The organism is Edaphobacter aggregans DSM 19364 (assembly GCF_000745965.1).
GTDB classification, from domain to species: Bacteria; Acidobacteriota; Terriglobia; order Terriglobales; family Acidobacteriaceae; genus Edaphobacter; species Edaphobacter aggregans.
This window is the reverse complement of sequence record NZ_JQKI01000060.1, coordinates 1-17,049: the sequence shown is the minus strand read 5'-3', so window position 1 is coordinate 17,049 and position 17,049 is coordinate 1. Positions and strand designations below refer to the sequence as shown.

15 protein-coding genes, 1 pseudogene and 1 riboswitch are annotated in these 17,049 nt (G+C 56.3%); of the genes and pseudogenes, 12 read left to right on the top strand and 4 right to left on the bottom strand.

Annotated elements, in window-relative coordinates; all coding sequences use genetic code 11:
* Positions 1-45: 45 nt before the first annotated feature.
* The 3 genes from Q363_RS20070 to Q363_RS20060 are packed head-to-tail and all read right to left on the bottom strand — an operon-like array spanning position 46 to position 3,097.
* Positions 46-426, bottom strand: coding sequence for a response regulator (locus Q363_RS20070; RefSeq protein ID WP_035353953.1), 381 nt, complete (start codon positions 424-426; stop codon positions 46-48).
* A gap of 32 nt (positions 427-458) precedes the next feature.
* The gene (locus Q363_RS20065; protein ID WP_051979050.1) at positions 459-1,661 is read right to left on the bottom strand and encodes a PAS domain-containing sensor histidine kinase; all 1,203 of its coding nucleotides are present in this window, start codon (positions 1,659-1,661) and stop codon (positions 459-461) included.
* Positions 1,652-3,097: a sigma-54-dependent transcriptional regulator gene (locus tag Q363_RS20060; RefSeq protein ID WP_051979049.1), complete on the bottom strand. Its 1,446-nt coding sequence runs from the start codon at positions 3,095-3,097 to the stop codon at positions 1,652-1,654. Before Q363_RS20060 ends, Q363_RS20065 begins: the two co-directional genes overlap by 10 nt.
* A gap of 426 nt (positions 3,098-3,523) precedes the next feature.
* Positions 3,524-3,619, top strand: a riboswitch (TPP riboswitch).
* 60 nt (positions 3,620-3,679) lie between these two features.
* Here Q363_RS20060 and Q363_RS45900 point away from each other — a divergent pair.
* The gene (locus Q363_RS45900; protein WP_211256263.1) at positions 3,680-4,114 is read left to right on the top strand and encodes a hypothetical protein; all 435 of its coding nucleotides are present in this window, start codon (positions 3,680-3,682) and stop codon (positions 4,112-4,114) included.
* A 36-nt stretch (positions 4,115-4,150) separates the two neighbouring features.
* On the top strand, positions 4,151-5,530 hold the full coding sequence (thiC, locus tag Q363_RS20055; protein WP_245632345.1) for a phosphomethylpyrimidine synthase ThiC: 1,380 nt from the start codon (positions 4,151-4,153) through the stop codon (positions 5,528-5,530).
* Here thiC and Q363_RS38635 read toward each other — a convergent pair.
* Positions 5,507-5,874 (bottom strand): annotated as a pseudogene (locus Q363_RS38635) (integrase core domain-containing protein); the annotation flags it as partial. The gene thiC and the pseudogene Q363_RS38635 sit on opposite strands and share 24 nt — an antisense overlap.
* Positions 5,875-6,313: 439 nt before the next feature.
* Here Q363_RS38635 and frc point away from each other — a divergent pair.
* The 10 genes from frc to Q363_RS20005 form a co-directional block, all read left to right on the top strand.
* Positions 6,314-7,627, top strand: a complete 1,314-nt coding sequence (frc, locus tag Q363_RS20050) for a formyl-CoA transferase (protein WP_051979048.1) — start codon at positions 6,314-6,316, stop codon at positions 7,625-7,627.
* 166 nt (positions 7,628-7,793) lie between these two features.
* Positions 7,794-8,279, top strand: coding sequence for a PAS domain S-box protein (locus tag Q363_RS20045; RefSeq protein WP_157467231.1), 486 nt, complete (start codon positions 7,794-7,796; stop codon positions 8,277-8,279).
* Positions 8,280-8,338: 59 nt separating this feature from the next.
* Positions 8,339-10,090 (top strand): oxalyl-CoA decarboxylase, encoded by a 1,752-nt coding sequence (gene oxc, locus Q363_RS20040; protein ID WP_051979047.1) that lies wholly within the window; start codon positions 8,339-8,341, stop codon positions 10,088-10,090.
* Between the two features lie 64 nt (positions 10,091-10,154).
* On the top strand, positions 10,155-10,886 hold the full coding sequence (locus tag Q363_RS20035; protein ID WP_051979046.1) for a YoaK family protein: 732 nt from the start codon (positions 10,155-10,157) through the stop codon (positions 10,884-10,886).
* Positions 10,887-11,018: 132 nt separating this feature from the next.
* Positions 11,019-12,629 (top strand): AMP-binding protein, encoded by a 1,611-nt coding sequence (locus Q363_RS20030; RefSeq protein ID WP_051979045.1) that lies wholly within the window; start codon positions 11,019-11,021, stop codon positions 12,627-12,629.
* 219 nt (positions 12,630-12,848) lie between these two features.
* Positions 12,849-13,325, top strand: coding sequence for an acyl-CoA thioesterase (locus Q363_RS20025; protein WP_035353950.1), 477 nt, complete (start codon positions 12,849-12,851; stop codon positions 13,323-13,325).
* A gap of 276 nt (positions 13,326-13,601) precedes the next feature.
* On the top strand, positions 13,602-14,972 hold the full coding sequence (locus Q363_RS20020; RefSeq protein ID WP_051979044.1) for an alginate export family protein: 1,371 nt from the start codon (positions 13,602-13,604) through the stop codon (positions 14,970-14,972).
* 216 nt (positions 14,973-15,188) lie between these two features.
* Positions 15,189-15,800 carry an FAD-dependent oxidoreductase gene (locus Q363_RS20015; protein ID WP_084080579.1) on the top strand — a complete coding sequence of 204 codons (612 nt, stop codon included), beginning with the start codon at positions 15,189-15,191 and terminating at the stop codon, positions 15,798-15,800.
* A 233-nt stretch (positions 15,801-16,033) separates the two neighbouring features.
* Positions 16,034-16,531 carry an OsmC family protein gene (locus tag Q363_RS20010; protein ID WP_342667435.1) on the top strand — a complete coding sequence of 166 codons (498 nt, stop codon included), beginning with the start codon at positions 16,034-16,036 and terminating at the stop codon, positions 16,529-16,531.
* A gap of 262 nt (positions 16,532-16,793) precedes the next feature.
* Positions 16,794-17,049 (top strand): transposase (locus Q363_RS20005; RefSeq protein WP_035353947.1); only part of this gene is annotated, 256 nt, incomplete at its 3' end.

Here is a 17,049-nt window from a genome sequence, read left to right as displayed (position 1 = left end):
TCGCAGAGAAAGAAGGAGGACAGGAGCTTGGGCGGGCAGAGATGATTACAGGCTGCGTCCCGATTTATGCTTGGCAACCTGACGAATCTGATTACGAACGTTCTCAAGGCTGATAGGCTTGGCGATATAAGAATCGAATCCAGCGGCGATTGCTCTTTCCCTGTCTCCTAGCATTGCGCTTGCTGTGAGCGCAATTACAGTCAGCAACCGCAGGCGTTCGTCAGAGCGGACGGCGCGGACTACCGCGAATCCGTCCATGACCGGCATTTGCAAATCGAGGAGGACAAGGTCTGGCGGGGACTCGCTGATAAGATCAAGAGCCTCGCGGCCATTAGCAGCTTCAGCCACATTGTAGCCGCATGCCTCGAGTATCTCTCGCATTAGCTCGCGGCTGGCAGCGTTGTCATCGGCCAAAAGGATTGTCATGTTACGGCACCTTGTACAGCACAAGGAGATTTTCACGAGTTCGTCTTGAGAGGAAGTGTCACATGAAACCGACTTCCCATGCCGGGCTCGCTCTCCACCCAGATTCTTCCTCCGTGCTGTTCGATAAGCAGCTTCGTAATCGAGAGACCGAGGCCAGTTCCCTCATGTGAGCGGGGCGCCGTGGTCGAAACTTGATGAAATGCCTCGAAGATGGATTCGTGCTCCTCGTACGGTATTCCGACCCCTGTATCGATTACGGAGAGTTTCACGAAAGCTCGCTCGGACTCAGTAATCAGGCAGACGTTTCCTTTCTCAGAAGTGAATTTAATCGCATTTGTTAGAAGGTTGTAGAGCACCTGCTTCAGCCGTAGGTTGTCCGCGAACATGGTGATCTCCTCAGGAAACTCGGTTTCCAGTTGGATCTGCTTCGCTTCAGCCAGCGGGCGCACTGTTGCTAGGACCTCGGAAGCAGCAGTATTCAGAGAGAAGCTTTCATACTTCAGCTCCAAGTGGCCAGCTTCGATCTTCGACAGATCAAGAATATCGTCGACCAGCGCGAGCAGGTGCCGCGAACTCTCCTTGATGTGACTAACAAACTGTCGCTGTTTCTGGTTCAGAGGTCCGGCAGTCTGCTCGGCAAGCAAGTCTGAGAAGCCGATGATTACATTGAGAGGTGTGCGGAGCTCGTGGCTCATGGTCGCCAGAAAGTTGCTTTTTCGCCGGTTGGCCTTTTCCACCTCGAGATTACGATTTTCCAGCTCCGCATTTGTGGTGGCTAGCTCCCGGGTTCGTTGTTCAAGACTTAAATTGAGCAGCCTGACCTGCTCCTCGACCGCCTTGCGATCAGAAACGTCGCGAATGACACAAATGACTCCCAGGCCCGACTCGCCGCTGAACGGACTCAAATTGATATCGACCGCGAATTCCGTTCCATCTGCGCGTCGCGCCCAGAGATCGAGTCCCGAACCCATCGGACGAATGACCGGGTGGGCGCAATATCCAGCCCGGTGAGCTGGGTGGCGCTTCCTAAATCGCTCCGGAATGAGGATTTCGACCACTTCGCCCAGCAGTTCCTCTCGCCTGTATCCAAAGAGCTTCTCTACTTGGGAGTTAATTAGGACAATTTTCCCAGAGCTATCGATCTCGAGGATGGCATCGGGCGCGGCTTCGAGAAGTCGTTGATAGCGGCTTTCGGTGCCGAGAGAGAAAGATGGCCTGCAGGAATCTAAGGACATATCGTTCCCTCAGGTACTTCTTTGTCTAGCACGAGCTGATCTTTTCCTTCCGTTATCATTTCACAAGCGCCGCTTTGCAGTGCGCCACGGGTTGGCCAGAGCTGATACTTGCGGATCCGATAGATCAGCGTCTTCCGGCTGAGACCAAGAAGCCGCGCAGCCTGAGATTGGTTCCATTTGCATCTTTCCAGGGCCCTGTGGAGCAGGTGACGCTGGAGGCTGTCCAGATTGATTCCGTTGGGCGGGAGAATCAGGTTGGGGTCGCTGCCATCTCCGAGGAATTCCGGCAGGTCGGTTAATGCGATTTCGGGTCCGCCGGCAAGAAGCGCAATGCGTTCTACAGTATTCTCCAGTTCGCGGATGTTTCCCGGCCAAGAGTAGGCCATAAAACGGCTGAGCAAATGCTCAGGAAGCACAACGCCACGCAGCCCATGCTTGCTGCAACTTCGCTTGAAGAGAAACCGTACGAGTTCTGGAACATCTTCTATGCGCTCCCGCAACGCAGGCAGTTTGAGCGGGACAACGTTGAGCCGATAATAAAGATCCTCACGAAAGGCGCCGTTTTCTACCATCGTATGCAGGCAACGATGGGTCGCGGCGACGATTCTCACATCGACCCGCGTGCTCGATGGTTCACCGACCTTCTCAATCTCTCCCTGTTGCAGGAGGCGCAACAACTTGGCCTGCGAATCCAGCGGGAATTCCCCAATCTCATCGAGAAACAGGGTCCCTCTGTTTGCGCATTCAACCTTGCCTCTCCTGTCCATAACGGCGCCTGTAAAGGAGCCTCTTACGTGTCCGAACAGGGTGGCCTCGATAAGATCCCTCGGAATTGCTCCACAGTTTACGGTCACAAATGGTTTCGCGCTGCGGTTGCTGCGCGCGTGAATGCCACGGGCCAGAAGTTCCTTGCCTGTCCCCGTCTCGCCCTGGATGAGGAGGGTCGCGTTCGTTGGCGCTACCTTCGCAGCTTGTTGTAGCGTTTGACGCAGGGCGCGGGATTGACCCAGCATATCTTCAAATCCATATTTCAAATCCAGTGCATCCCCGCCGGCGGAATTTTCTTTCCCTCTTGCTCCTGCCTCCAGAGCACACTTCACCAAGCAACGCAGGTCGCCAGGAGTTACAGGGCGGGTGACGTAATCGTATGCTCCGGCCCTCATAGCATCGACTGCGCCACCTACAGAGCTAAATGCGGTGATGAGGACAACGGTCGTGTCGGGGTGTTCGCTCCGCATTTGCCGTACAAGTTCGATCCCGGAACGCCCAGGCATTCGCACGTCGGAGATGACCAGGTCCACAGCGCTGATCTGCATCATTCGCATGGCATCGTTTGCGTTCTCGGCCTCGAAGAGCCGATAACCCAAGTTGTTGAGCGATTCGCGTATTAGTTCGCGATTTTGGCGCATGTCATCGACAATGAGGATCTCTTTCACTTCCCCTCCCCTATTGAATAACAGTTCCGGACATGACATTCTCCTGTCCGGTTCCTCATTTTCAAAAGCGAGATTGTGACTTACTCGAAGAGATTGTGGTTGTGACCGGCTGTCGAGATGGGTTCCGATGGTCGGGGCTATCAAGAGCCTATGTCATGAAGTAATTTCGCGATCTGTTGAATGCCATCGATGTCCTACAGCTCGTCATTACGGTCGATAGCGAAAGGTAGAAGGTTTTTTTTGAAATAACATCGGGGCTTGGCTGCGGCCAATCCTCCAAAACCACCGCCGATGATGTTGGCCACGGGAAGCTTTCCCGTCATTCCGGCTGAACGTCACGACAGTCTGAGAGTAGCAATCAATCGATGGGCGAGCAATCACATATTCATGTAATTTTCAGCACTCAACGCACATGATTAAATGGCCACAGTGAACCAGGGGTGCTCTACGTACTAGGGCTGAGAAATACCCTTTGAACCCGATCCGGGCAATACCGGCGTGGGAAGATTCAAGGCTGTATGCGTTTCCAGCTTATATGGATAGCATGACCCTCCTGTTTTACGACTAAGTAGGAGGGATCACATGCGGGAGACTGCCTCTACATTCTCTTCGCTTCGTCTGCCCACTGCCTTTCCAGCCTCGCAAAAAAAGTACATTCAGGGAAGCCGCCCGGATCTCCGCGTACCGTACCGGGAGATCACACTTTCCCCGACACACCACTCCCGAGGCGTTGAAGAGAACCCGCCCGTTCCCGTGTACGACAGTTCGGGGCCGTTCAGTAATCCAGATTGCATCATTGACTTGGCACAAGGCCTACCCAAGCTCCGTCGAGCATGGATCAGCGAGCGAGGAGACACTGAGGTTCTGAGCGGATCGACCTCGGGGTACGGGCGGCAACCCGCTAACGATTTGCTGACCCACGAGATCCGCTTTCCTGCACAAACACGTCCGCGGCGCGCACTGCCGCGACGCGACGTAATGTATCGCAGGCGCACTACGCCCGCAAAGGAATCGTGACTCCAGAGATGGAGTTTGTCGCACTGCGGGGAATCAATGAAGCTGCATGAGTTGCAGCGGGACTCGGCTTACGCGGCACTCCTACGCGCGCACCCGGGCAAGGAGTTCGGAGCCCGGCTTGCTACGGAGATCACTCCGGAATTCGTGCGTGATGAAGTAGCCGCAGGCCGCGCCATCATACCGGCCAACATCAATCATCCGGAGTTGGAGCCGATGATCATTGGCCGCAACTTCAAGGTGAAGATCAATGGAAACATTGGAAACTCGGCGGTGGCCTCCTCGTTGGCTGACGAGGTCGACAAAATGGTGTGGGGCATCCATTGGGGAGCGGATACCATCATGGATCTCTCCACCGGGAAGCACATTCACGAGACGCGTGAATGGATTCTGCGTAATGCGCCGGTTCCCATTGGTACGGTTCCCATCTATCAGGCTCTCGAGAAGGTCGGGGGCCGTGCCGAAGAACTCACGTGGATACTCGTCCGCGATACGCTGATTGAGCAGGCGGAGCAAGGCGTCGATTACTTCACCCTGCATGCAGGAGTACGCCTGCCGTGGATTCCGCTGACTGCCTCCAGGATGACAGGTATCGTTTCCCGCGGCGGGTCCATCATGGCCAAGTGGTGCCTGGCACATCACGAGGAGAACTTCCTCTATACGCACTTCGATGAGATATGCGAAATCATGAAAGCGTACGACGTATCGTTCAGCCTGGGCGATGGCTTGCGGCCAGGCTCAGTGTACGACGCCAACGACGAGGCGCAGTTTGCAGAGTTGCGGACGCTGGGCGAACTCACAGCAAAGGCCTGGGAGCATGACGTGCAGGTGATGATCGAAGGTCCCGGGCATATTCCAATGCAACTGATCGAACAGAACATGACTGAGGAGCTGCGGCACTGTATGGAGGCGCCATTCTACACATTGGGTCCCTTGGTCACCGACATTGCTCCAGGGTATGACCACATCACTAGTGCCATTGGTGCTGCGCAGATCGGTTGGTATGGCACCTCCATGCTGTGCTACGTCACGCCGAAGGAACACCTTGGTCTTCCTGACAAGGAGGACGTGCGGAGCGGAGTCGTCACCTACAAGATTGCTGCACATGCGGCAGATCTGGCAAAGGGGTGGCCTGGAGCGCAGTTGCGCGATAACGCGCTCTCGAAGGCGAGATTCGAATTCCGCTGGCAAGACCAGTTCAACCTGAGCCTGGATCCCGAGCGCGCAAGAGAGTATCACGACGAAACACTTCCCCATGAGGCAGCAAAGACGGCGCATTTCTGCTCGATGTGCGGACCCAAGTTTTGCTCTATGAAAATCACACAGGAAATTCGCGATACGTATGCCTGCGACGTGAAAGAAGGCATGGCGGGGAAGGCGCGCGAATTCCGCGAATCACATGGGGAAGTGTATCGATGACGACTGGTGGAGAAGTGGAAAGCGCGTAGCGGTTTCCACTTCTCCATGCCCCGTGCTGTTTGTCAGCCACGCCTCTGGCGCGAGTGGTTTATATCCCGACGAGGAGTGCGGTCGGACGGTGTTGTTGTAGTGAGTGCGCCAGCGCTCGGCCAACACCTGCAGTTCCTTCAGCGAGTAAATATCTCCCCGTTCAGGAACTCGTCTCGCAGTTTTGATTTGAACGATTAGCAACCGTTCTCACACGGAGAACCGGGTTCGATTTACAGCGTTTTCGCGCCGGTTGCTGCCAACCACTGACGCGGTTCTTTGGCTACGAACTCAGGTCCGTTGTCGGATCGGATGTGCTCCAAATGCTCCTAGACAAAATTCTCTCTCTGCATTTGGCTCATTTCAGGCCGGGCACTGCAAGGACTCGCGCATGATCTTTCTGCGAAGTTAAGCACTCTCGTTCAAACACGCAGGAACGCGCAAGATGGCCGAGCGCCCGGTCGCAACGACGTCTAGTCACGTGCTTGCCCTACTCGTGTTCGACGCGAGATTTGGCTTACGCGGAGTCACTCCAGTCAACCAAATCGGATCCCCGGATGTGCGCAAGGGGCGTCCTTATGCTCCCTTCAAAATGACGACGTTCAGGCCCAAGTGTCACCAGTCAAGGAGATGACATTGGCTCCGGCTCAATCACTGTGAGCTAGCCGTTGCTCACATTCCCGAGATTAGAGCAACGTGCGAATGTGCATATAGCCCGCTCGCTGAGAACTGAGAAAACAAAAGGAGATTGTGATTATGAGTTTACCTCTTGAAGGAATCAAAGTCATCGACTACACGGGAGTGCAGTCCGGACCGTCGTGTACGCAGTTAATGGCGTGGTTGGGCGCCGAGGTCCTGAAAGTCGAGCGCATGCACACCGGAGACAACACCCGAATCCAGTTGCGCGACATCCCGAACGTGGACGCGCTGTACTTCACCATGGTCAACAGCAACAAGCGGTCGCTCGAAATCGATTCCAAGACGCCCGAAGGCAAGGCGATCCTGGAGGAGCTGATCCGTCGCTCCGACGTGATGGTCGAAAACATGGCGCCGGGCGCGCTCGACCGCCAGGGCTTCACCTGGGAGCATATCCATGAGCTCAACCCGCGCCTGATCTTCGGCGTGGTCAAGGGCTTCCCCGATGGCTCGCCCTTCACCGACGTCAAGGCGTACGAAAACGTGGCCCAGTGCGCTGGCGGCGCCGCCTCGACGACGGGCTTCTGGGACGGCCCGCCGACGGTCGCCGGCTCCGCGCTCGGCGACAGCAACACCGGCATGCACCTCTTGATCGGCATCCTCGCCGCCCTCATGCAGCGTGAAAAGACCGGCAAGGGCCAGAGGGTGTTCATGTCCATGCAGGAAGCGGTGCTGAATCTCACCCGCGTCAAGCTCCGCGACCAGGAGCGGCTCGAGCGCGTCGGCTACCTGGAGGAGTACCCGCAGTACCCCAACGGCACGTTCGGCGACGCCGTCCCGCGCGGCGGCAACGCCGGCGGCGGTGGCCAGCCTGGCTGGGTGCTCAAGTGCAAAGGCTGGGAGACCGACCCCAACGCCTACATCTACTTCACGATCCAGGGTTCGAACTGGGTGCGAACCGCCGAGGCTATCGGGCATCCGGAATGGGCGAACGACCCGAAGTACGCCACGGCCAAGGCGCGACAGCCCCACATCTTCGACATCTTCGCGGAGATCGAGAAGTTTCTCGCGGACAAGACCAAGTACGAGGCCGTCGACTACTTTAGCAAGTTCGAGGTGCCGTGCTCGCCGGTGCTGTCCACGAAGGAACTCAAGCACGACGCGTTCCTGCAGAGCAACGGGACCGTCGTCGAGGTCCCGCACAAGACGCGCGGCTCGTACTGGACCGTCGGCTGCCCGATGAAGTTTTCGGCCTTCACGCCCGAGGTCAAGAGCGCGCCGCTCCTGGGCGAGCACACCGACGAGGTGCTGCGTGAGCTCGGCTACAGCAAAGACCAGATCGTCAAGCTGCACGAAGGGAACGTGGTCGGGTCGACGGGGATCGACTCCAAGCCCAAGTCCGAGTCCAAAGAGCCTGTGCTTTCTCAGAAGTGATGGGACAACTGTAAAAGAGCTGGCCGACGCACTGGAAAACTCGGTGGATCTGACCATCCCCGACTTTCCAGGGGCATCGGTCGGATAGATCAGAGCCCAACGTGAACAAATCGAAGAGAGACACTCCATGCTTACGAACAAACGAGAAGCAGAAAACGAAGTGGACATGCTTCGTGAAACGGACGTCGGTTCCGCAGGTAGCGGGATAACGACTAGCAATCTGGAAACGTTTGTCGGCTGCCAGCAATTAGTGGAGGCACTCGGCGATGCAGTCGTCATCTGCGACGGTGACGGTGTAATCAGGTTTTGGAACGCCGCGGCCGAGCGTCTTTTCGGATTCACTCTGGCTGAGGCGATCGGAACCTCGCTCGATCTCATCATTCCGGAGCGTTTGCGAGAGCGTCACTGGGCCGGTTACGAACGAACCATAGCGACTGGGCAGACGCGGTACCAGCACGACGTGCTGCGAGTTCCAGCCATGCACAAAGACGGACGAACCTTGTCCATCGCATTTACGGTCGGGTTGCTCCTCGGGCCGCAACGAAGGGTAACAGGACTAGTGGCCGTGATTCGCGACGATACCAAAGGCTTCGCCGAATTGCGAGATTTGCGCAATCGATTAGCCGAACTCGAAGCGAAACACAGCGCGTGAGCGCCACGAACCTTATCGGGAGCTAGAAATTCGCTCCCCAGTTGGAGAGGAGAAACTCTATGTCTGCAATTGAACAGAAATCATTGAGCGAATTGGAATCATCAAACGGGCAGAAAGCGCAGGCCTTAACCGACGGATTTCATCTGGTTATCGACGCGCTCAAGCTCAACGGAATCGACACGATCTACGGCGTTCCAGGAATTCCGATCACTGATCTGGCCCGGCTGGCCCAGGCAGAAGGAATGAGGTTCATCGGCTTCCGTCATGAGCAATCGGCAGGAAACGCTGCCGCCATAGCAGGTTATCTGACCAAGAAGCCGGGAGTTTGCCTGACCGTTTCTGCGCCAGGCTTCCTGAACGGCCTGGTGGCACTCGCCAATGCTACCACCAACGGCTTCCCCATGATCCAGATCAGCGGCTCGAGCGAGCGTCACATCATCGATCTCCAACAAGGCGATTATGAAGAGCTCGATCAGATGAATGCCGCAAAGCCCTACACAAAGGCGGCCTACCGAGTCAACAGGCCCGAAGACATTGGCGTTGGCATCGCGCGTGCGATTCATGCTGCTGTGTCCGGGCGTCCCGGCGGCGTCTACCTGGACTTGACCGCCAACGTCCTTGGCGCGGCACTCGACGCGGATGCCGGAACCAACTCGCTGGTGCGGGTTGTCGATCCTGCACCCCGGCAGATTCCTGCCCCAGAATCGATCGAACGCGCGCTCGAGCTTCTTGCGAACGCACAGCGCCCGCTCATCATTCTTGGAAAAGGCGCTGCTTATGCGCAGGCCGACGCTGACATCAGGTCATTCATTGAGACGACGGGTATCCCCTATCTGCCTATGTCGATGGCCAAGGGACTCCTGCCTGATAACCATCCTCAATGTGCGGCCGCGGCCCGCTCTTTCGTTCTTGGCCAGGCCGATGTCGTCATGCTGATCGGGGCTCGCCTGAACTGGCTTCTGGGGCATGGCAAACCCCCGCAGTGGTCGCCCAACGTACGTTTCGTCCAGGTTGACATTTCGCCGACGGAGATTGACAGCAACCGCCCGATCGCGGCACCCGTTGTCGCGGACATTGGGTCAGCTATGTCCGCATTTCTGGCCGCGCTCAAGCCCGGCCAGATTAAGGTTCAGGCTGCCTGGACCAAAGCGATCGCTGATCGCAAGCAGCACAACATCGAACGCATGGCGGCAAGCCTCGATGCCAATCCCAATCCGATGAACTATTCGAGCGCACTTCGCGCAATCAGGGACACACTCGCGAGAAATAAGGGTGTCTACGTCGTAAACGAAGGGGCAAACACGCTCGATTTTGCTCGCAACATCATCGATATGTACGAACCGCGGAAGCGACTCGACACGGGAACGTGGGGCGTGATGGGCATCGGTATGGGATATGCCATCGGCGCTGCTGTGACCACAGGAAAACCTGTCGTCGCCATTGAAGGCGATAGTGCCTTCGGTTTTAGCGGCATGGAGATTGAGACCATTTGCCGCTATTCACTGCCGGTCGTCACGATTGTGTTCAACAACGGCGGCATCTATCGCGGGGACGATGTCAACCGCGGGGGAGGTACGGATCCGTCATCCATGACTTTCGTCAAAGACTCGCGCTACGACAAACTCATTGAGGCGTTCGGGGGCACTGGTCATCATGTCACCGACCCGCAAGGGCTCACCAAGGCCCTTACCGAAACCCTGGCGTCGGGCAAACCGGCATTGATCAACTGCGTCATCGACCCGACAGCAGGCACCGAGAGCGGTCACATCACGAATCTGAACCCGCACAGCGGTATCTCGGAAAAGAAGTAGCCGACCCGCAGTCGAGCAGGTGTACCCGAACAACATTGCCTAACTGATGAAAGGAATCAAACTTATGAGCACTGTCACAATAGCTACCGGAACTATCGAACGCCAGATCAGCGACGTCCGAATCCGTCACTGGCTCCTCGACGCCCTCACGGTTTCGTCGGGCTCGATAGACTCGATCAGTTTCCTCGGATTGGGAAAGGTCTTCACGGCGTTCATGACGGGCAACGTCGCGTTTCTGGGGATGGGGATCGCGGGCAACCCCGTGCCCCGCATCGTGTCGGTCCTAGCGTCGATGGCCGGCTTCGCAGTCGGCATCTACTTCGCGACAAGAATCACGTCCTCGGACAAGCAGAAGAGTGGCGTCACCTGGTCGCCGCGGACGACGTTCGCCCTCGGCGTCTCTCTGCTGGCCCACCTCTGCTTCGTGGCGATCTGGTTTGCGACCAGTGGCCGGCCCGGTGCCAGTGCGGTTCCCATTCTTCTGGCCGTCTGGGCGCTGGCGATGGGACTGCAGAGCGGTGCCGTTCGCAAGCTGCACGTGGAGGGCATCTTCACGACCGCCGCCACCGGCACCTTCATCGTCCTGGCCAGCGACCTGGTCAATTGGGGGTTGACCCGTGACGAGCGCCGCCGGTATCGGGGCGTCCTCATCTCTCTCGTCATCGGCGCCACGGCCGGAGCGTATCTCTTCTTTCATGCGCCGATCTTCGCTCCCGTGCTGCCGCTCGTGATCACGGCTGGGGTCGCGGTGACGGCGGCGAGGGTCCAGTGGTCGTCCGACGCGCCGGCAGCGTGACACGTCTTATGACCATCAGAACCCAAATCGACAACAGGGTTCGTCGGAGCTGCGTCTTCGCTGGCCGACTTGATCCTCGAGTACATCGCCGAGAGCCAGATTGGCGCTGCACAGAATTGAGGGAGCGATATTGTGACTACTACGCCGACAATTGCCAACACAGCTGTGCCATTCGAGTGCCCTCTATCGGAGTTGCTCACGAGGCACGTTCAACAGCAACCCGCAAGGATCGCCATTGGTACTTCCGACCTGCGAACGACCATTACTTACCGCCAACTGGACGCTCTCGTTCGGTCGGCTATGGCGCAACTTTTCCGGATGGGATTGAAGCGCGGCAATACAATCGCATTGCTATCAGACAACAGTGTTGAGTTTGTGCTAGGTCTTCTCGCAATTATGTTTTCAGGCGCTCGTGTTGCGCCCTTGAACCCGGCACTAACGGCAAACGAACTGGAGAGACGACTCTCACAATTGTCCGCGAATGCCTTGTTGGTAACCGGGCAACTGGCGAATGGGCAGGGGTTCCCAAGCAGCATCCCCAAAAGCCTTTCCTACTGGATCATGGACCTTGAAGGGTCTGGGAGCTCCTCCGAGGTGCGAATCGTCGACAAGGAAGGGCACACTTCAGCGCCTGGCGGGACCACCGAGCCAAGGATTTTGATTGAGTTTGACGACATCGCTCTCTTGATGTTTACGGGCGGTACGACCGGCTTGCCCAAGCTTGTTCCTTGGACGCACCGCAACATTGCTGCGTCAATCGAAAACATCTCCTCCGGTTATGCGCTGTCGTCCAACGACGCGACGCTCCTTGTCATGCCTCTGTTTCACGGACATGGGCTTGTCTGTGGGTTGCTATCAACCTTGGCAAGCGGCGGCGCCGCCTATGTTCCGAGTACGGGTGCGTTCTCAGCCCATTTGTTCTGGCCAGATGTGCTTCGCCTTGGTGTGACCTGGTATACGGCAGTGCCCACCATTCACCGCATTCTTCTTAATCGGGCCTCCCACGATTACCCGAGGTCCTCTCCGGTCCCCCTTCGGTTCATCCGCAGTTGCAGCGCACCGCTGGACGAGGAACTTGCCGCTGCCACCACAGCGACATTCGGGTCCCCCATGATTTCTGCTTATGGTATGACGGAAACCTGTCACCAACTGTCGTCGAATCCTCTTCCCATCAATGGACCCAACAAAACGTCATCTGTGGGCTTGGCCACAGGTGTCGAGATACGAATTGTCGACGAAAGCGGACGAAATGTGCCATCGGGTGGCGTTGGGGAGATCTGGGTGCGAGGTGCGACGGTTACGGCAGGATATTTGAGTAATCTTGAGGCGAATTCGGCGAGCTTTGTCGATGGGTGGTACCGTAGCGGCGACCTCGGTAGCAAAGACGAGGACGGCTACATCTTCTTGGGGGGAAGGTTGAAGGAGATGATTAACCGCGGTGGCGAAAAGATCTCCCCGCACGACATCGATGTAGTTCTCTTGGCTCATCCGAAAGTGCTGGAAGCGGCATCGTTTGGTGAGGCCGACAAAATCTATGGAGAGAATGTCGAGGCAGCCGTCATTCTGCGCCCAGGGATGCAAGCCACCGAGAGCGAATTGCAAGATTATTGCCGTACACAGCTCAGCGCCTTCGAAGTGCCACAACGGATCCACATAGTGGCCAACTTTCCACGTACGGCAAAGGGTTCGACTGATCGCCGTGCTCTCGCCCTTCAGTTCGCCGCTTCAGAATCGTCTGCTTAGGCAGTCGTAGCACAAGAACCTGAGTTCGGTCGCAACGGGGCCTCCGAGAACACGTTAGCCTATACCGAAGAGAACGCGTTTGCAGTGGGCGGGAGCGATCTTCCTTGCCGTCGTCGGTTATCTGGACGGATGGGGCCTTCTGTTCCTGAAAACATATGTGTCGTTCATGATCTTTTAGGAGTTCCGCCATTGATAAATGCAGAAAGGATTCGGCAGGGAATGAGCGAACAGAATGTAGACCAACGCGAGCTGACCATGTCGGTGCTGATGAGGCCGGACATGGCCAACTTCTCCGGCAATGTACACGGCGGCGTGCTGCTTAAGCTGCTGGACGAGGTGGCCTTCGCCTGTGCCAGCCGCTACGCCGGCTGCTACGTGGTAACACTGTCGGTGGATCAGGTGTTGTTCAAGCAGCCTGTCCACGTCGGCGAGATGGTCACTTTCTACGCCAGCGTCAACCACGTTGGCCACACTTCGATGGAGGTTGGCATCAAGGTGGTCGCGGAAAACTTCCTGGAACGCACCGTGCGCAACACCACCAGATGCTACTTCACCATGGTGGCCTATGACAAAGGCAAGTCCGTGGTGGTGCCGCCGCTGACGCTGGACACCGAAATTCAAAAAAGGCGTTTCCACGAAGCCGAGATACGCAAGCAAATGCGGCTGGAAGCGGCGCGCGAGATGGAAGTAGCCTGAACCGCGGACCATGCTGTGTTCCGTGCCCTAACAGGATCGCGCGGAAGTATACGGCTTCGTGCTCCAAGCGTCTTTGCGAATCAGATCCGGCCCAACGATTCTCGCGATCCGAATCACCGTAAGCTAGCCGTTCATCACATTCCCCAGTGTAGAGCAACGTGCGAATCTTGGATCGCGGTTGAGACGCAATCGCACAACGGAACGTACCGGGTTACCCGGCGCGTTGATCAGATAACTGGGTTTGGCTACTGCAGCGTGAATGAAAAGGAGAATTTCATGCGCTTGATTTTGAGTGTAACCTTGCTCTCTCTGGTCTCTGTGTCTTCTGCATACGCTCAGCGAGAGATGTACCCGGAGAAAATGGGAACTCAGCACAAGTTTGAATATGACCCACTCCCAAGATGGGTAACATTTGATATGGAGCTTCGGGGCCGTACAGAGGAGCAGACCTCGCTGGGATATGTCTCTGGCAAGGACCGTTTGTACGAGCTTACTCGAATACGTGGCGGCGTTACGGTACGTCCTGTCTCGTGGCTGACAGGCTACCTGCAGTTTCAAGACGCACATGCGCTGGGACTTCCCCTGAGAGATCTGGCCTCAAACATGCGCGATACCTTCGATTTGCGACAAGGTTATTTGGACTTCCACTCGCGGAGCGTGCAATTGGTTGCTGGCCGACAGGAGTTGCGCTTCGGCGACGAGCGTGTGGTGGGAGTCTCCGACTGGACAAACACAGGCCGTACTTGGGACGGTTTCAAGCTGAGGATAGGAGCGAAGAACAATGTCGAACTTTTCAGCACCTCTGTCGTACTCGTTCGTCCTGGGAGCTATGACACACACGGTGCAGGGTTGACCTTTCATGGTGCCGTGGGCACCATGAAATCACTTCTGCCTAAGACCACACTGCAGCCGTTCGTATTGGTGAAGGCCGAACCCCGCGTCAAGAGCAGGCAGAATATATACGGCACAGAGACAGAAGTGACTACCGGAATCTTCTGGGACTCCAAACTACCACACGGTTTCGACACGTCCGGCACAGTCGATCTGCAGCGCGGTAGCTATAGCAATGATTCGATCCACGCTGGCGCTGCGATCCTGCGCGCTGGCTGGTCCTTTGCTAGTATTCCCGGAAAGCCACACCTTCAGGGTGAATATGACTATGCGACGGGATACAGTGGAACGAATCCGTTGCGAATCGGCACCTATGACCAACAGTATCCAAGCAGTCACAACGCATTCGGCGAGGTAGACTTGTTTGGTTTTCAAAATATTAAACAGAATCGTCTGAGTCTCACGCTCTCGCCTAGAAAGAACATCCTTGTATTGTTCCAGGTTGGATCATTGCATCTGGCATCAACCCATGACGGGGTCTACACAGGATCCGCCTCCAAATTGTTTGGGCCGCCTTCGTCTGGATTTACACACGATGGTATCGGCACCGAATTTGACGCGTCCGCAAAGCACGTCTGGTCAGATTCCTTTGTGACAAACATTGGAGTCGGCCATCTCTTCCCCGGATATGTCATGACCTCTTCGAATCACGGTGCTCCCCTTACAGTTGCATTCGTCCAATTGACCTATCGCTTCAAGGTAGACAAGGGTTCTGAGAACCACTTTGAAATTGACAGGAAGCACCCCCGGGATTGAAACATTCGCTACGGCATAGATGATGAGCAGGAAGCCTCTAATGAGACTCGAGAGCATTCGCATGCTGATACCAGAATTCACTTTGGTGCTCCGTAAGGTACCTGTCAATAGCATTCGCGAGATCTCTGCGGGCATGTTTTCGCAGCGCGGACTGCAGACGGTAATGCGCGTGTTCTATCACGCGGTTGGAGATGGTGGCATTTTGAGGAGTGCGGGATGCCCCGGGCAAAAACATCAACTTTTGGACCGGATGGCTGGACGTCAGGTTTTGAGGATCGAGTCGATTTTGGAGAGGAAAGTCGGGAATGTGCACAGGTGGATAATCGTGAACTCCTGAAGGCGGTTGCTATCACTCTCGAAGACGAGGGTGTTGAGTGCCACTGGGAAACTTTCATTTCCGATGACGCTTTTCTGGATGCGGGAATAATTGTGGATTGCCGTGGCATGGGCGCCAAGGGCGATTGGCCGAACCTTAGGGGCGTCCGCGGGGAGATTGTGCGCTTCCACGCGCCCGAATTGGAACTGCATCACATGGTGCGGCTGTTGCACCCGCGCTATCCGGTATACATTGCTCCTCGCGCGGAAGGACGACTAGTCGTCGGGGCAACCAGCATCGAGTGCGATGATCGCTCAACTGTTTCCGTGCGTGGGGCTCTTGAGCTGCTGACCTCCGCATATTCCGTGCTCCCCGCATTGGCCGAAGCGCGTATCCTCGAATTCAGCACGCAAGTTCGGCCTGTCCTGCCGGACATTTGCCCGCACGTCGGTTCGATCGTAAGCGCAACGCGCTGTACATCAACGGGGTTTATCGTCATGGGTTCTTACTAACACCCACTATCGTTGAAGAAGCGTTAGCTCTGCTGTCCCTGCAGGAGTCATCCATGGCCGTTGGGCGCTGGCCCTGTCTCCGCGAGGACCGTTCCGTAACCTTCTTTGCCGAGGTTCAGGAATAGGGACAGGCATGTTTTGTCATCGTGAACGGCCAAACGCACCTGTTGCCAATCCCGAACTAGCCGCATTGCTACTCTCGCTCTTGCGGAGCAGCGCTTGAGTGGTTGATTGTGATCATCAGAAGGAGAGATGACGTGTCAAGAACTGTTGTCGTGAAGTCGGGACTGTTGAGATACTCGCAGAAGATATCTGTGGGCTCACATGTGCTCCATGCAGATGAGCCAGGCGATTCCGGTGGCAAAGATTGTGGGCCCAATCCCTACGAACTCCTGTTAGCCGCTTTGGGAGCTTGCACGAGCATGACCGTTCGCATGTATGCTGAGCGGAAACAGTGGCCGCTCAAAAGCGTGGAGGTGCGTCTAGCACATTCGAAAATTTACGCGGAGGAATGTGCCACTTGCGAGACCAAAGAAGGCATGCTCGATCGAATTGAAAGAGAGATAGCTCTCTTTGGTGATTTGTCTGATGAGCAACAGCAAAGGCTACTAGAGATCGCTGAGCGGTGTCCGGTTCATCGCACATTAGTATCGGAAGTTCAGATTTGCACCCGAATGATTGCTGACCATCCTCCCGTTACTATCGCGGCCAAGCGAGGCGAGGAATCATGAAAACCTCGGGGAGTTCGTTCGAAAGCAAGCACCGACGATCCAGATTTTCGGCAACGGCCGCTTTTGCAGTGATCAGCGAGGGAATGCATCTTCGGGCTTCTTCGTTATCTCTGCAAAGCTTAACGCATCCACGAGCGAAGCTATCAATGCTCGTATCAGGCGCCTTTCTTTAACAGAGTAATAGTACTACTCTGTTATAAAATAGATACCTTTATTTCGATTTCTCTGGCGCTGGCATCAGTGATGCCTTACGTTGAGGTCGATGAGCCGCCATCGGACGAATTTCTCGCGCCAGCCTGATCGTCTGCAAGCCTATCTGGATGGTTTGACCCGGGTAGCCGGACATGCGGACCGAGTTGTTCCCATCGAAAACTACACCAAGGGCCTGATGCTTCCGATCGAGCGCAAGAGCGTGGAGCCGATGGCTGCGCGGCTTGCTCCCGGCAACGTACGCCAGATGCACCAGTCACTGCATCACATAGTGGCCGATGCACCATGGAGCGATGACGCGCTTCTCG

What these genes read in the sequence shown, in the direction of transcription:
- Q363_RS20070 (WP_035353953.1), bottom strand. Translation starts at nt 426, where the DNA reads ATGACAATCCTTTTGGCCGATGACAACGCTGCCAGCCGCGAGCTAATG.
- Q363_RS20065 (WP_051979050.1), bottom strand. Translation starts at nt 1,661, where the DNA reads ATGTCCTTAGATTCCTGCAGGCCATCTTTCTCTCTCGGCACCGAAAGC.
- Q363_RS45900 (WP_211256263.1), top strand. Translation starts at nt 3,680, where the DNA reads ATGCGGGAGACTGCCTCTACATTCTCTTCGCTTCGTCTGCCCACTGCC.
- thiC (WP_245632345.1), top strand. Translation starts at nt 4,151, where the DNA reads ATGAAGCTGCATGAGTTGCAGCGGGACTCGGCTTACGCGGCACTCCTA.
- frc (WP_051979048.1), top strand. Translation starts at nt 6,314, where the DNA reads ATGAGTTTACCTCTTGAAGGAATCAAAGTCATCGACTACACGGGAGTG.
- Q363_RS20045 (WP_157467231.1), top strand. Translation starts at nt 7,794, where the DNA reads ATGCTTCGTGAAACGGACGTCGGTTCCGCAGGTAGCGGGATAACGACT.
- oxc (WP_051979047.1), top strand. Translation starts at nt 8,339, where the DNA reads ATGTCTGCAATTGAACAGAAATCATTGAGCGAATTGGAATCATCAAAC.
- Q363_RS20035 (WP_051979046.1), top strand. Translation starts at nt 10,155, where the DNA reads ATGAGCACTGTCACAATAGCTACCGGAACTATCGAACGCCAGATCAGC.
- Q363_RS20025 (WP_035353950.1), top strand. Translation starts at nt 12,849, where the DNA reads ATGAGCGAACAGAATGTAGACCAACGCGAGCTGACCATGTCGGTGCTG.
- Q363_RS20020 (WP_051979044.1), top strand. Translation starts at nt 13,602, where the DNA reads ATGCGCTTGATTTTGAGTGTAACCTTGCTCTCTCTGGTCTCTGTGTCT.
- Q363_RS20015 (WP_084080579.1), top strand. Translation starts at nt 15,189, where the DNA reads ATGCCCCGGGCAAAAACATCAACTTTTGGACCGGATGGCTGGACGTCA.